This is a genomic window from Flavobacterium psychrotolerans (assembly GCF_003097635.1).
In the GTDB taxonomy this organism is placed as follows: domain Bacteria; phylum Bacteroidota; class Bacteroidia; order Flavobacteriales; family Flavobacteriaceae; genus Flavobacterium; species Flavobacterium psychrotolerans.
The window spans coordinates 144,717-159,290 of sequence record NZ_QCZI01000001.1; the positions used below are offsets into that span (position 1 = coordinate 144,717).

General features: G+C 33.8%; 12 protein-coding genes. 8 read left to right on the plus strand and 4 right to left on the minus strand.

Going from position 1 to position 14,574, the window contains the following annotated elements:
* Positions 1 to 43 precede the first annotated feature (43 nt).
* Positions 44 to 1,432 (minus strand): MATE family efflux transporter, encoded by a 1,389-nt coding sequence (locus DB895_RS00625; RefSeq protein WP_116723646.1) that lies wholly within the window; start codon positions 1,430 to 1,432, stop codon positions 44 to 46.
* A gap of 220 nt (positions 1,433 to 1,652) precedes the next feature.
* Between DB895_RS00625 and DB895_RS00630 the strand changes: the two genes are divergently transcribed.
* Positions 1,653 to 2,171 carry a hypothetical protein gene (locus DB895_RS00630; RefSeq protein ID WP_116723409.1) on the plus strand — a complete coding sequence of 173 codons (519 nt, stop codon included), beginning with the start codon at positions 1,653 to 1,655 and terminating at the stop codon, positions 2,169 to 2,171.
* A 52-nt stretch (positions 2,172 to 2,223) separates the two neighbouring features.
* Here the strand turns inward: DB895_RS00630 and DB895_RS00635 are convergent, their stop codons facing one another.
* Entirely contained in the window at positions 2,224 to 3,102 is an 879-nt protein-coding gene (locus tag DB895_RS00635; protein WP_116723410.1) for a PPK2 family polyphosphate kinase, read from the minus strand.
* A gap of 150 nt (positions 3,103 to 3,252) precedes the next feature.
* On the opposite strand from DB895_RS00635, the gene DB895_RS00640 reads away from it, so the two are divergent.
* A complete protein-coding gene (locus DB895_RS00640) occupies positions 3,253 to 4,125 on the plus strand; it encodes a DUF6929 family protein (protein ID WP_116723411.1) in 873 nt (290 codons plus the stop codon).
* Positions 4,126 to 4,281: 156 nt separating this feature from the next.
* Here DB895_RS00640 and DB895_RS00645 read toward each other — a convergent pair whose 3' ends face one another.
* Positions 4,282 to 4,704 (minus strand): VOC family protein, encoded by a 423-nt coding sequence (locus DB895_RS00645; protein ID WP_116723412.1) that lies wholly within the window; start codon positions 4,702 to 4,704, stop codon positions 4,282 to 4,284.
* A 224-nt stretch (positions 4,705 to 4,928) separates the two neighbouring features.
* Positions 4,929 to 5,315: a hypothetical protein gene (locus DB895_RS00650; protein WP_116723413.1), complete on the minus strand. Its 387-nt coding sequence runs from the start codon at positions 5,313 to 5,315 to the stop codon at positions 4,929 to 4,931.
* Between the two features lie 397 nt (positions 5,316 to 5,712).
* On the opposite strand from DB895_RS00650, the gene DB895_RS00655 reads away from it, so the two are divergent.
* The 6 genes from DB895_RS00655 to DB895_RS00680 all read left to right on the plus strand — a co-directional run bounded on the left by DB895_RS00655 (position 5,713) and on the right by DB895_RS00680 (position 14,572).
* A complete protein-coding gene (locus tag DB895_RS00655) occupies positions 5,713 to 6,930 on the plus strand; it encodes a site-specific integrase (protein WP_116723414.1) in 1,218 nt (405 codons plus the stop codon).
* A 270-nt stretch (positions 6,931 to 7,200) separates the two neighbouring features.
* Positions 7,201 to 8,088 carry a hypothetical protein gene (locus tag DB895_RS00660; RefSeq protein WP_116723415.1) on the plus strand — a complete coding sequence of 296 codons (888 nt, stop codon included), beginning with the start codon at positions 7,201 to 7,203 and terminating at the stop codon, positions 8,086 to 8,088.
* 144 nt (positions 8,089 to 8,232) lie between these two features.
* Positions 8,233 to 8,514 carry a helix-turn-helix domain-containing protein gene (locus DB895_RS00665; RefSeq protein ID WP_034098978.1) on the plus strand — a complete coding sequence of 94 codons (282 nt, stop codon included), beginning with the start codon at positions 8,233 to 8,235 and terminating at the stop codon, positions 8,512 to 8,514.
* A gap of 97 nt (positions 8,515 to 8,611) precedes the next feature.
* Positions 8,612 to 10,705: a VapE domain-containing protein gene (locus tag DB895_RS00670; RefSeq protein WP_116723416.1), complete on the plus strand. Its 2,094-nt coding sequence runs from the start codon at positions 8,612 to 8,614 to the stop codon at positions 10,703 to 10,705.
* A gap of 514 nt (positions 10,706 to 11,219) precedes the next feature.
* Positions 11,220 to 13,322: a type I restriction-modification system subunit M gene (locus tag DB895_RS00675; RefSeq protein ID WP_116723417.1), complete on the plus strand. Its 2,103-nt coding sequence runs from the start codon at positions 11,220 to 11,222 to the stop codon at positions 13,320 to 13,322.
* On the plus strand, positions 13,319 to 14,572 hold the full coding sequence (locus DB895_RS00680) for a restriction endonuclease subunit S (protein ID WP_116723418.1): 1,254 nt from the start codon (positions 13,319 to 13,321) through the stop codon (positions 14,570 to 14,572). The genes DB895_RS00675 and DB895_RS00680 overlap by 4 nt, the downstream gene beginning before the upstream one ends.
* Positions 14,573 to 14,574 lie beyond the last annotated feature (2 nt).

Consider the following 14,574-nt stretch of genomic DNA (forward strand, 5'->3'; position numbering starts at 1 on the left):
TTAATATTTAGTTTATTGAACGAGAGAATGATTAGTATTTATTTTAGCTTAAATCCTTTTGGTTTTCTAAAACCAATTTCTTAGTCAATCTCGCAAAGCGAATATACAAAAATAATGCGGCCGCTGTTAGTCCCGCCAACAATCCAATCCAAATTCCAGTCGCTTTAAAATCGGTGTATTTTCCCAAATAAAAAGATATAGGAAAACCAATAAGCCAATAAGCTACAAAAGTAATGTACATGGGGATTTTCACGTCTTGTAACCCTCGCAAAGCACCCAAAACAACAACTTGCATCCCATCTGAAATTTGAAAAACAGCAGCAACCAAAAGCAATTTAGAAGCAATCAATAGGATTTCGGTATTGTCCAGTGATTGCGTAACATCATCCATATTCAAAAACAAGTGCGGCAAATAGTTGTGTAAAGCCACGAATGTTATGGCGAAAAACGTTTCCAGAATAATGGTCAATAAAAATATAGATCGTGCAATGGTAATTAAATTTTTATAATCGTTTAATCCCTTTGCATAACTCACCCGAATCATGGCGGTGACATTTAGCCCCATGGCAATCATAAAAGTCGTGGAGGACAGGATCAGCGCAATTTGATTGGCCGCCTGGCTGTTTTTTCCAAGGGAACCCGAAAGCCAGATTGCCATGGTAAATAAAGCCACTTCAAACAACATTTGCATGGCAGAAGGAAATCCGAGATTGATGATTTTTTTTAGCATGGATTTTCGTATTTCCTTGAAACTAAAATTCTTGAAATACCTTTTAAATACTGCATTTTTTCGCAAAAGAAAGTGCATGAAAACCACCATCATAATTCTCGAAATCACGGTTCCTAATGCGGCACCTAAAATCCCTAATTTTGGGAAAATCCAAATTCCATAAATCAAAACGTAATTAAAAAAAATATGCACCACGTTTGCCATAAAAATAGCGTACATGGAATATTTAGTTTGAGATAACCCATCGGCAAATTGCTTGTAACCCTGGTACATAATAACCGGAATTAGAGAAAACGCTACCCAATCTATATAGGGCGCAGCCATATCGGCTACTGCTGTGGGCTGGTGCATCAAGTACATGATGGGCTTTGACAAAACGGTCAAGATAAATAAAGTAACTCCCAATATGGTACATAACAAAAGACCATGATGAAACGTGGAACGGATTTTCTTGTCGTTTTTTTCAGCATCGGCTTCAGCAGTCAATGGGGTTATGGCAGTAGAAAAACCAATCCCTAAAGATAAACCAATAAAAATAAAACTATTTCCTAAAGAAACAGCCGCCAACTCTGTGGAGCCTAAACTCCCCACCATAAAATTATCTACAATTCCTATTAAGGTATGCCCTAACATCCCGAGAATCACGGGATAGGCCAATTTTAAATTATAAGAAAATTCTTTTGTGTATTGAGATCGCTTCACTTTATTATTATTAAGTCCGCAAAGGTAAGTAGAAGCTTTCAATTGCATCAACACTATTGCGAATATAAAGTCTCTTTAGGCATGAAAATTTATGTAAAACAAGGAATCATATAACAAACCTCAATAATTATGTAACATTTCGGCTTTATTGTAAGTATACTTTTGCACCATGGTTTTGAGCCAATTAAATTATTACTAATAAATATTAAAAACGAAAATTATGAAAATTACGGGAAAAATTAAAGTCTTATTTGCATTTGCAATAGCAATCTTATTTGCAAACAATCTACAAGCACAAGAAAAAACGGAAGCCACTAATTATGACCAAGGATTTCGTTTAGGAGTTGGATTAAATGGTGGTGTACCTACCAACCATGATTTTTACAACTATTCATTAGGTGCAGATGTCAGACTTCAATATGATTTATCAAAAAGAACCTCGGTAACACTTACTACCGGTTTTACCAATTTATTTATTAATAATGGTGTTAAGGATCTAGGTTTTATCCCAGTAAAAGCAGGTTTCAAAGCCTTTATTTGGGAAGATCAATTCTATGTTTTAGGAGAAATTGGTGGTGGTATTGCAGTTACTAATGGATACAAACAAGACACCTACTTATGGACACCCGGAATTGGATATGCCAATAAAATCATTGACGTGAGTTTACGTTATGAAGCCTACACCGAATATGATACCAATCAAATTGCCTTGCGTGTTGCTTATGGTTTCAAACTATAAATACCCATTCAAAAACAAAAAATGCCCTCAAAATTTGAGGGCATTTTTTGTTTTATTCTTTTTTCAGTATCTCTTTATACATTTCAAAATTGGCTTTAACTTTTTCATCTAATTCGGGTTCTTTAATATCCGTATGCCGCTGCATTTCTTCCCAAATAATTTTAGCCACAATATAACGGGCCATTTCCTTATCATCAGCGGGAACAATATACCAAGGGGCATGCTTTTTTGAAGTTTTGTTAATGGCTTCCTCATAATACTGCATGTATTCATCCCAATGTTCGCGTTCCTTCAAGTCCCCAGGCGAAAATTTCCAATGGTGCTCCACCTCTTCCAATCGACGCATTAACCGCTTGCGTTGCTCTTCCTTACTCAGGTACAAAAAGAATTTCAACACTATGGTGCCGTTTTGGGTAATGTGCTTCTCGAAATTATTGATTTGCTCCATTCTGTTTTCCCAAAATTCAGGTGTAATATCCTCAACAGATAAAATTCCCGGCAAATTCTCACTCATAACATATTCCGGATGCACCCGCGTTACCAACACGTTTTCATAATGCGTCCGGTTAAAAACCGAAAACTTCCCTTTTTCGGGCAAAGCCAAATAATGCCTCCACAAATAATCGTGCTCTAATTCTGCTGAATTTGGAGTCTTAAAAGTAAAAACCTCAACCCCTCTAGGATTAAATTCCTTAAAAACCTCCCGAATCAAACTGTCTTTCCCTGAGGTATCCATGCCTTGCAAACAAATCAAAACACCATACCGGTTGTGGGCATACATCACGTCCTGCAACGCACTCAGCTTGACCTGCACCTTATCTAATTTCTCCTCCTTTTCGGCATCGTCGGATTTGTTACGCAAATTTGTTGGAATTTCAGAAAGCCGAATTGGACTTACTACTTTAAAATCATCGGGATCAATAGACTTCATAGAAAATAATTTATATTTATCACCTCAAATTTAATCATTTTTTGAAGCTATTTCCTGCTGTTCGTTATATCTTTTTGTTCCCCCGAAAAGGGGGAACAAAAAGGATGTCACTTCCATCAGGGCTAGGCTTTTCTTTTCAAAATAAAATTTATGGAAAAATTTACTTTCGAATTACTGTTTCAAATTATCGGAATTGGCTCCGCCTCCGGACTGGTTTACAAAGACAATACCCTACTGCTCATTGGCGACAACAGCGAATTTCTTTATGAATACATCCTTAATTCCGGTGTTTTAAAGCAGCATCCGCTGACGGAACATCCACTAGAAAACATTCCTAAAAAAGACAAACCCGATTTTGAATCGATAACTTCTTTTGCAAATAGTTTGTACGTTTTGGGTTCGGGATCGACCGAAAAACGCAACAAAATGGTACAAATCGATGCAAAAACCAAACAAATCATCACAACAACTGATTTGACCGATTTGTATCTGATGATACAAAGTTTCGGCAAAATCAAATCCGAAGATTTCAATATTGAAGGTGCCATTTACTACGGCACAAGTTGGCTATTGTTTAACCGTGGCAACGGAACCACCAACAAGAATGTCATATTTACCATTCAGAGAAAAAACTTGACCAATGAATTCAATATCCTTTCTAACGCCTATAAGCTACCCCAAATAAATGGAGTGCGCACCAGTTTTACCGATGCGATTTTGGTTGATGATAAGATTTACTTTTTGGCTACAGCCGAAGACACGACCTCAACTTATGAAGATGGCGAAGTTTTAGGCAGCATTATTGGTCGTATTGATGTGCAAACCATGAAAATTGATTTTACCAGAAAAATCAGTGACGAACACAAATTTGAGGGATTGACCCTATTTGAAAATTCCAATTCCGAAATCACATTTTTTCTCTGCGAAGACCAAGACACGGATGAATTGAAATCCAATATTTACAAATTGACTTTAAAAAAGGCTAATTCAAGAAAAGAATCATCGACCGTACAGATTTATTAGGGTGTCTTGTCAGCGGGTTACCAATGCTCAGACGAGCGGGTTAGATGGCAGATTTAGCATTAAAGTTCAAAAAAATTGTTAATGCTAAACCAGCACAAATGTTTCACAGAAGCACTTCAACCGCCATATCGTCAAGTCGATGTTAGCGGTTCGTTGTTATTGTTCTGCTGGTTGTTTTGTTGGAAATTTTGAAATATCCATATAGAAAATTTCCCAAGTATGTCCGTCAAAATCTTCAATAGTTCGCTGTTGCATAAAGCCATAGTCCCTCATTTCATTAGGTTCTATACCTCCTGCTGCAATACCGTTTTTCACAATTTCATTTACCTTGTCTACGCTTTCAACGGAAAGCGAAAACAAACCTGCAATATTGCTCTTGGTGTTTGCAATGGGTTTGTTGGTAAATGTTTTAAATTTTTCGTGAGTCATAATCATCACAAAAATGCTTTCACTCCAAACCATACACTTTCCATTGTCGTCCGAAAATTGAGGATTGTTTGTAAAACCTAATGCAATATAAAAGTCCATAGCCTTTTGCAAGTCTTTTACTGCTAAATTGATAAAAATTTGTTTTGCCATTTTTTAAATACTTAGTTGTTGAAGTTAAAATAATTTCTACTTTTTATTTCTGTCAATGAGTTGTCTCTGAAAACGTTCTGGTACTACGACTAAATTAAGCTCATTATTCGGATTTGCCACCCGAGCGATAGCGAACAGGCGAAGCAAATCATCCCAAATACAAAACCATTTTTCCATTAAGCCAAATGCCCAAATCCGTTGTAGTGGCTGTTAGCTGATGTTTTTTATTTTTCTTCAAGTTTAAACTCATCAATTCTGCCGTTTTTAAGTTCAATACTAATACTTTTATTATTCCGATTTGTTATTTTATAAACTATTGTATCGTCAATTCCGTCGGCGATTAAATAAGTTCCCAAAATCTTTTTATTATTATCGTCCATTTCGATTGAATCAATAATTCTATATTTAGCAATATCTTCAGAGTTAAACTTGTTGTTATTATAAAAAGCCATTCGATCTTTTCTTATGCTCAAGCCTGATGCTGAATCTACAGAACTAATCCATTCGCCCGAAGGAATTATTTGAATTTTGTTTAATTCAGTTTTAAGTATTTTGTTTTTAGAACAACTGAGAATTGCAAAAAAGAGAATAAATAGTAATTTGTTTTTCATTGTCATCTAGTTCGGTTTTTTCAAAATATCAGCTAACGTCCGGTGGCTTGCGTCAGTGGCGTAAATCTTACCGAACAATCGCAAATATAAACCAAACTTTGAGTTATCAGCATATTTTCTAAAGAAACACAGAATTAAGCCATTGTGGCAAACCGCTGTTATCCTCATTTTGTTACTGCCAGTTCCATTTTGCACTTAAAGTATTGTATTCATTGACTTTATAAAAATATACTATGCAATTTTAAGCAACAAAAAGCAACGAAATACTTGTTTTGTTATACCTAATGTTGTACCTTCGTATCACGATGCACCCAATTGAAAACCTAGTATTTACAATACTTTCACTCATTTGCATTGCTTTACAAATATAGTACAACATTTCTAATTTCCTAACACTATGGCATCAATTAAACTAATTTTAAGAACACATCAGGCAGACCAAACAGGACACAGCCCATTGTATATTCGAATTATAAAAGATAGAAAAACGAAATTTATCACTGCTGGAGTGAAGCTCAAAGAGAACGAGTGGGATGAAACAAAGCAGAAAGTAAAGAAGAACCATCCAAACAGTGCGAGGATGAATGCCTCATTATCTCAAAAGATTGCCGATGCTGAAGGTCAGGTTGCGGATATGGAACGCAAAGTAAAATCCATTTCAATCAGTAAATTAAAAGATGCTATCAAGGGAAAAGTTGTGCCAAACTTTTTTGAATATGCTTATGCTCGATGTGAAAAAATAAAAGGCAGCGTATCATTTGGAACTTATAAAAACTATACGCTTTACACCAAGAAGTTTGAGAATTATGTTGGTAGTAGGGATGTTTATTTCGATGATATTACGGTTACAGTTCTCAAAGATTATATGGCTCATATGGGAAATATTTTGAAAAACGGAGCAACTACGCAACGCTATTCTATTATGATTTTGGCGATAATGTTCAAGGAAGCAATCAAAGAAGATATCATTCCGGAATATATGTACCCATTTAACAAACTGACATTGAGAAAAGATACTGAAAAAAGAGTATTCCTAAACAAAGACCAAATCGAGATATTAACCAATTTAGAACTAAAGGAAGGACGAAAAGCTGATTTATGGCGTGATTTATTCCTTTTCTCAATTTACGCAGGAGGATTAAGATTTAGTGATGTTATCGAGCTGCAATACACTAATTACAATAGCGAAGAACAAAGAATAAAAAAAGTAATCCGCAAAACAGGAAGATTACACCAGTTTAAAATCGGAAAGGTTGCGATTGATATTTTGAATAAATACATCAAGGAAGATGCACAACACGATGATTATATTTTTCCGATTATAACCGATAAAGCAACTTACAAAAAGAGCGAAGAAATGCGTTATTTTATATCTCAAAGAGAAAATCATTCCGCCAATTTCCAACTCAACCGAATGGGTAAAATAATGAAACTGCCGTTTCCACTTTCGTTCCATTTATCAAGACACAGTTTTGCAACCAATGCGTTAAATAACGGAATGAGAATTGAGCACGTTTCTAAATTAATGGATCACACAGACATCAGCACAACGCAGATATATGCTAAAATCATCAGTGAAGAACTGGACAAAGCGGTAGACAATTATATTTTTTAAATATCGTGTTAAGTGCCTATTTTATTGACCTTAAACGATTGTTAATAACTTCAAATAAAATCCTTTAACAAGGATTTTTTTTATTTTATAACTTTACCACAGAGTAAACAAGTAATTTTTAAAGCATTCGAAACGAGTGATAAACGAACTCTAGTAGAAAACACTAGGACTTCCAAAAAGCAACCAATTTAAAACCGCTTTTAATTACCTTTCAATACTAAATGAATACCAAAAAAAACATACTAAAATTTGAATTCAAAGGATCAAAATATGCAAACAGCTCCGTTTGTAGAATTATTGGCAGTGCCACAAGCACTAGCCAAAAATCCTTTATTTGATATAATCGTTGAAGAAAAAGTCAATGTTCAAAGTTATTGCAATGCCTTAATTGCAAAAACATTAGAACTCAAACAATCTCAATTCCCTGCATTTATCGATTATCAATTCAACCTGGTAAAAAACCCAGAGGTATGGATTTGTAAACTCGAAAAACTATTAGCCAACAATGAAGCTTTTTTCAGTTCCAAAACGGCAATGAGTAGATACAATAAGTTGTACTTTTTAATCGAGAAAAAACGAACAGAGCTGCAATCTTTAAGAGTAGTTGACACGAAAACAAAAACTCCAAAAAGACTTATTAACGCTAATTCTGATGATAGATATTTTTCGTATTTTGAAGTCAAAAATCATATTGAAACACTAACAGACTTTACCGAAAAACTTATTTATTTAACCCAAGAAGCTTTTGCGTATAAACAAGCTGATAAATTTTCAATTAATACAACTTTACAAGCGTATGACGAACAATGTAACCATCAAATTGAGCATTTACAAACTCTACGCAAAATGCGTTCTGAATATGATAAAGAACAACAAGAAAAATTAGACAATGTAAAATTGGCAAAAGCACCAACTTTAAAAATCCGTTTGAATGGTCCAATCAATATTTTAACTGATGCTTACAAACAAATGATGAATGATGTAAAACCAAATGGCAAACCTTACATTGAGTATAAAATAAAAGAAATTGCAAAATTCATTTGTGATAATTATTTAGACGAAAATGGAAATGAACTTTCAATGCTTACAATTCAAACATATTTATCGCCAACTCGAACAGATAAGAACCCAAATAATGATTGGAAAATAAAACTATAGTCCGATTTTTTCTAAAATTAACATTTCAACTTCTCAATATTCATAAGGTCTAACAAACTTTTTAGTCCGATAAGACCAAATAAGTCTAATCGGACTTTTTTTGATTTCGTCCATTTGCACCATAACAATTTAAAACTTTTAAAAATGGATGCAATTATCTTCACAAAAGACCAGTTCACAGATCTAATGACAAAATTAGACACTATTCAATCTCAAATCTCTATCAAGGCAGACCCAAAGAAAGAAACCTTTTTAGACAATCAAGAATTCCTTTTACTGATGAAAATTTCAAAACGTACAGCTCAAACCTGGAGAGACGAAGGTAAAATTTCATTCAGTCAAGTGGGAAACAAAATCTACTACAAACTTTCTGATGTTGAAAAACTCCTTACGGAACATTACAACAAATCTTTTAAAGGAAGATAAAATGAAAGAGTGTAACGGAACTTGCGAAATTTGTGATTGCAAGCCAATCACAAAAGGGAAACTTCTAATCTTGAAAATAAATTTTAAAACCTAAAAAATGGTAACAGTCTTTAAAAACTTCAACGAAGTCATAGAACACAAAACAATTTCAACAATTTTAGAAGAAATCAAAACTGGAAAGTACAGACCGGGCATAGTTTACTTACGAAAGTCACTTACCGAAAACAAAACAGAAGCCTACAACAAAGCCAAAAAATCACTTCCAGCATTCACGCCTTCGGGAAAGTTTGTTGGAGGTCGAAAATTGGAATTCCTAGCCGAATATTCAAATTGTATCATTTTGGACATTGATAAATTAAGTAAAACCGATTTGCAAAATGCTTCGCATTTGGCCAATCAAAGTGAGTTTACTTATGCCAGTTTCATCAGTCCATCAGGAAACGGATTAAAAATTTTAGTCAAAATTAATTCAGACAAAGCCAATCACAAAGAAGCATTTTTATTGGTTCAAGCACATTATGAGGCTATTTTAAAACTGGAAATAGACAAATCGGGCAAAGATGTAACAAGGTTATGTTTTTATTCTTTTGATGAAAATTTATATCTCAATGAGAACGCTTCCGTTTTTGCTACATCAATTCCAGTCGAAATTCCCGAGCTTGTCATCCCGAGCGCAGTCGAGGGAACTCAACTAGAACCATCAACAGATTACGATGCCATTTACAATCATTGCATAAAATTCACCGAAAAAAAAGTGCAATTCGTGAATGGTAGCCGAAACGTATTCGTACACCAATTAGCCTGTAACCTAAATCGCAAAGGAGTTTCACTTCACGAAGCTTTGGGATATATTTTAACTGATTTTGGTTATGATGAAAAAGAAGTAACACAAGCAGTAAATAGTGCTTACGGAAACATTCACGAGTTTGGAAACGATAAAAGAGAAAAGCCAACTAAGAAAAAAGATGTCACTCTGAGCTTGTCGAAGAGCTTTGATGATAGCGAAGACGACGAAGACAAACCAAAACCAACCCAAATAGACCGTTTAGAACTGTTTTTATCAAACAAATATGTATTTCGGCATAATATAGTATCAGGTAAATTAGAGTTCCAATATTTCGGTAAAAAGAAGTGGAATGTAATGAATGATTTTATTGAAAATTCAATGCTACGGGAGTGTTTAAAAGGACGAATTAAAACCAATTTATCTTCATTACGAAACTTATTGTATTCTGATTTTTGTGAGCTGTTCAATCCATTTGAAGATTACTTTTTCAATTTACCTACTTATGATGAAAAGACCGATTACATTACCGAATTAGCCAACACCATAACCACTACAAAACAAGAACTTTGGCAGCAATGTTTCAAAAAATGGTTAGTGGCTATGGTTGGTTGCGTTCTCGATGAAAAGGTAATAAATCACACCGTTATTGTCTTTAGCGGCAAACAAGGATTAGGTAAAACAACGTGGGTTGAAAAACTCGTTCCCAAGCAATTGAAAGAATATTTATTTTCCGGAACCATCAACCCAAATAATAAAGATACTTTGGTTCAACTAGCGGAATGTATGTTAATCAACTTGGACGAACTCGAAAATTTAAATCGTTCCGAAATTGGATCACTAAAAGAAATCATTACAAAAACGCAAATCAGAATGCGAAAAGCTTACGGACACAACAACGAAACAATGCCCAGAAGGGCATCGTTTGCCGGAAGTGTCAATACCGCACAGTTTTTAAATGATAGTACAGGAAGCAGAAGGTTTCTTTGTTTTGAATTGGAAGGCATAAAATACCAGCACAATGTAGATATTAATATGGCATTTTCACAAGCTTTATTTCTTTTCAAAAGTGGTTTCAGGTTTTGGTTTGACCAGGAAGAAATAAAATCAATAACCGAGAATAATGAACAATACCAACTCCGAAGTCCAGAAGAAGAATTGCTTTTAACGTGGTTTGAACCTTGCGAGGTAGAAAATGCGCAAACGTTTTTAAATGCTTCGCAAATAGCTTCAAAATTAGTCGATAGAACAAAAATCAACATTAATGATAATACAATTAACAAGCTGGGGAAAGCACTAAAAAAACATAATTTTATAAGACTTAAAAAAAATGGATTATTTGTTTATGCAGTTAAAGAAAACAGCTATGAAGAAGTAGATTATAGCAACAGAGAAATTCAAGAATAATTGAATAATTAAACCTTAAAAACAGCACACAAAAATCGCTTAAAAAAGTGGAAAACTAACGTTTCCACTTTTTTTATGTTTTTTACTTTTATTTGCTTCAAAATTCTTTGTTTTTATAGGGTAAGGTTGGTACCCAAAAAACGGCACAAACATTTTTTATTTTTTTTCTTGTCAAACAATCGGGTAATATAAGACCATAACAAAGCAAATTAGTAAAGTAGTAGTTCCAGTTTGCACTCATACAGCCATATAAATCCGTTTTTTTTATGCTAAAAAAATAAAAAATCTTTTATCTCAAATTAGGGTACCAACCTTACCCTAAACTTGTTTTCGCTCTTTTACATTCCATTGCTTTTTTGTATGTTTGTTGATTGTACAAAATCTGCTACAACAGATAGTAAAAACAGAAAATAAAATACCTGCACAAATTATAAAATCTAAAAAATAAAGTTGGTCTCATTTAACAAAGAGTTAGGTAGATAACTTTGTTTTTAAATACTATTTTTAATCAATAATGACAAACGAACAACTCAAAAAACTAGAAAAAGACCTGTGGGATTCTGCCAATTCGCTCCGTGCTTATGGCGGACTGAAAGCAGCCGATTATGCAGTGCCAGTTTTAGGACTAATTTTTCTACGATTTGCAGAAAATAAATACAGCCACTACGAGCCTGAAATCCTTAAAGAATACGAAGCCGAAAAAGGAACCAGATTAGAAAGATCAATTCATTCTATAGCGTTGTCAAAATGTGGTTTTTATTTGCCAGATTTTGCTCGTTATGATTATTTACTCACACTTCCTGGAGACGAAAGTTTGGCTAAAAAACTCCGTGAAGCAATGGAAGGCATCGAAAAATACCAAGACGATAAATTCAAGGATGTTTTGCCAAAAGAAGCCTACTTTGAAATAGAAAAAAAGAAAGCCGATATACTACCACAATTACTCAAGACATTCTCCGACATTCCTAAAAATGCAACAGGAGATATTTTTGGTAAGATATATGAATTCTTCTTGGGCGAATTCGCAATGAGCGAAGGGCAAAAAGGAGGAGAATTTTTCACACCAACTTCTGTAGTGCGTTTTATTGTAGAAGTCATTGAACCGTATGCCGGAAAGATATACGATCCAGCTTGTGGTTCGGGAGGTATGTTCGTACAAAGTGCAACTTTCGTTAAAGAAGCCAAACACGATTTGAGTGATATTTATGTGTACGGTCAAGAATATATGGGCGAAACGGCACGATTGGCAAAGATGAACTTGATGGTCAACAACATTCGTGGCGAAATTACAGAAACCAACTCTTACGAAAATGACCCTTATGATGGTTTAGGAAAGTTCGATTTTGTAATGGCTAATCCACCGTTTAATGTAAAATCAGTAAAAGAAAGTACCGTAAAAAACGACGAACGTTTCTACAAATACGGCTTGCCAAAAAACAAAGGCAAAAACACCAACGACAGCATTACCGATGCCAATTATCTTTGGATTTCCTTATTTGCTACATCATTAAACGATAAAGGAAGAGCTGGCTTTGTGATGCCTAATTCGGCATCTGATGCAAGAAATTCAGAATATGAAATTCGTAAAAAGATAGTAGATAGCGGCATTGTAGATTGTATGGTTTCTATGCCTTCCAATATGTTTTTAACCGTTACGGTTGCTGCAACGTTATGGTTTTTTGACAAGCAGAAAATAAATACGGATAGAAAAGATAAAATACTTTTTATTGATTCGACAGAAACCTACAATCAAATTGATAGAGCACACCGTGAGTGGAAAGAAGAACACATACAAAACCTTACGGCAATTGTACGTTTGTATCGTGGAGAAAACGAACGCTATCTTGAATTAATTGGTAGTTACATCAACCAAGCCAACGAAGCGATAGACAAAGTGCCAACAGCTTATAATGATTATTTTACTATTTTAAAAAGTACGATAATTAATTTACAGCATTATTCAAGAGAAAGTAAAACCAAACACAAGCCTGAAGCTTTCAAAAAGATTGAAGAAAATGGTCTACTTAATAAAATAGCAGCTTTATCATTACCAAATATTCCGTTACCAGTCATTGCGAGGAACGAAGCAATCGCATCAAACGAGCAACAATTAAAGTACGCCAAAAAATTAATTGTTTACACCACCCAAATAAAAGAATTAGAAACTAAACTAAAAACTAGCAAAGACGCATTGCTTGAAGTTTTAGCACTTGCTGATAAACAAATCAAAGTAAAAAACGATAAAGACTGGGTGGCTTTAGGCTTAAATGGTATAAAATTAATTGAAGAATTGCAACAAATCTGGAAAAACAGTACCGACGAAGTTGCCTATTTTCAAACCAATATAGACTGGTTACAAAGCCGTTTTCCAGAAGCAAAATATGCCGATGTTATAGGTTTATGCAAAGTTGCCGATAAAACTGAATATACAGAAGAACAAGATTACTCAATGAATGCGGGTAGATATGTTGGGATAGTTGATAATGATGGTTTTAAATCATTCAATGATTATAAAGACAAAATTTTTGATTTAAATCAAAAATTAAATAGTTTAAAAATTCAATCTAAATCTATCGAACTAACTATTGAAGAAAATATTAATAATCTGTTTATATGATTTGGCAAATAAAAACTTTAGACGAATTAGGTTTTGTTGCTCGTGGTAAATCAAAACACAGACCTCGCGGAGATAAAAAACTATACGGCGGAAAATATCCTTTAATTCAAACAGGAGATATTCAAAAAACCGATTTTTATATTTCCGAATATACAAACACATACAACGATGTTGGATTAGCTCAAAGTAAATTATGGAAAAAAGGCACATTGTGTCTTTCCATCGTTGGTGCTAATACTGCCGAATCTGCTATTTTAGGATTTGATGCTTGTTTTCCTGATAGTGTAATTGGTTTCATTGCAAATCCCGAAATGTCAAATGAAATATTTATTAAATATTATTTTGACACAATGAAACTGCAAATGAGAAAAATATCTGATGGTGGAGCAAGAGAAAACTTAAGTATGGAGAAGTTATTTACTTTCAAAATACCAACACCACCAGTTATTATTCAAAATAAAATTGCTTCCATACTATCTTCTTACGATGAATTGATTGAAAACAACAAACAACGCATCAAGCTTTTGGAAGAAATGGCAGAAGAAATTTATAAAGAATGGTTTGTGCGTTTGCGTTTTCCGGGTTATGTAAATTCTAAAATACTAAATGGATTACCTTATGGTTGGGAGAAAGTAAGATTAGATGATTATATTAAATTTGAAAAAGGTATTGAGCCAGGAAGTGATAATTACTGCAATGAAAAAATAGATAATAATTACATACCTTTTTTGAGAGTTGGAGATTTGGGTTCAAGGGACAATTGTGTATTTGTTCACAAAGACTTATTAAAAGACAAAATTTTAAATACAGATGATATTGCTATTACTTTAGACGGAAGTGTTGGTCTAGTTGCAATGAATTTATCTGGAGGATTTTCTAGTGGAGTTAGAAAAATAGTTTTTAAAAATAAAAATTTAAAGAGGTCATTCATTTACCAAACTTTATTGTCAGAAAACATTCAATCAACAATAAAAGCTCACGCTGCGGGAACAACAATTCTGCACGCTGGAAGTTCGATAAACTTTATGAAAATTCTTTTACCTGATAAAATAATTTTAGACAAGTTTGAAGAAGTTGTAAATCCAATTATTGAGGAGATTCTGATATTAAAAGGTAAAACTCAAATACTTCAAGAAACACGTAATTTATTATTACCTCGATTAATAAGCGGTAAATTAAGTGTTAATCATTTGGTCGAGGAAGAATTATTAATGGTAGCAGAGCCAAGAGCCGAATATCAAAATAAATAAAT

Excerpts from the sequence above, each read along its gene's own strand:
- DB895_RS00680 (WP_116723418.1), top strand. The coding sequence starts at position 13,319 with ATGATTTGGCAAATAAAAACTTTAGACGAATTAGGTTTTGTTGCTCGT.
- DB895_RS00645 (WP_116723412.1), bottom strand. The coding sequence starts at position 4,704 with ATGGCAAAACAAATTTTTATCAATTTAGCAGTAAAAGACTTGCAAAAG.
- DB895_RS00655 (WP_116723414.1), top strand. The coding sequence starts at position 5,713 with ATGGCATCAATTAAACTAATTTTAAGAACACATCAGGCAGACCAAACA.
- DB895_RS00660 (WP_116723415.1), top strand. The coding sequence starts at position 7,201 with ATGCAAACAGCTCCGTTTGTAGAATTATTGGCAGTGCCACAAGCACTA.
- DB895_RS00635 (WP_116723410.1), bottom strand. The coding sequence starts at position 3,102 with ATGAAGTCTATTGATCCCGATGATTTTAAAGTAGTAAGTCCAATTCGG.
- DB895_RS00665 (WP_034098978.1), top strand. The coding sequence starts at position 8,233 with ATGGATGCAATTATCTTCACAAAAGACCAGTTCACAGATCTAATGACA.
- DB895_RS00675 (WP_116723417.1), top strand. The coding sequence starts at position 11,220 with ATGACAAACGAACAACTCAAAAAACTAGAAAAAGACCTGTGGGATTCT.
- DB895_RS00650 (WP_116723413.1), bottom strand. The coding sequence starts at position 5,315 with ATGAAAAACAAATTACTATTTATTCTCTTTTTTGCAATTCTCAGTTGT.
- DB895_RS00670 (WP_116723416.1), top strand. The coding sequence starts at position 8,612 with ATGGTAACAGTCTTTAAAAACTTCAACGAAGTCATAGAACACAAAACA.
- DB895_RS00630 (WP_116723409.1), top strand. The coding sequence starts at position 1,653 with ATGAAAATTACGGGAAAAATTAAAGTCTTATTTGCATTTGCAATAGCA.
- DB895_RS00640 (WP_116723411.1), top strand. The coding sequence starts at position 3,253 with ATGGAAAAATTTACTTTCGAATTACTGTTTCAAATTATCGGAATTGGC.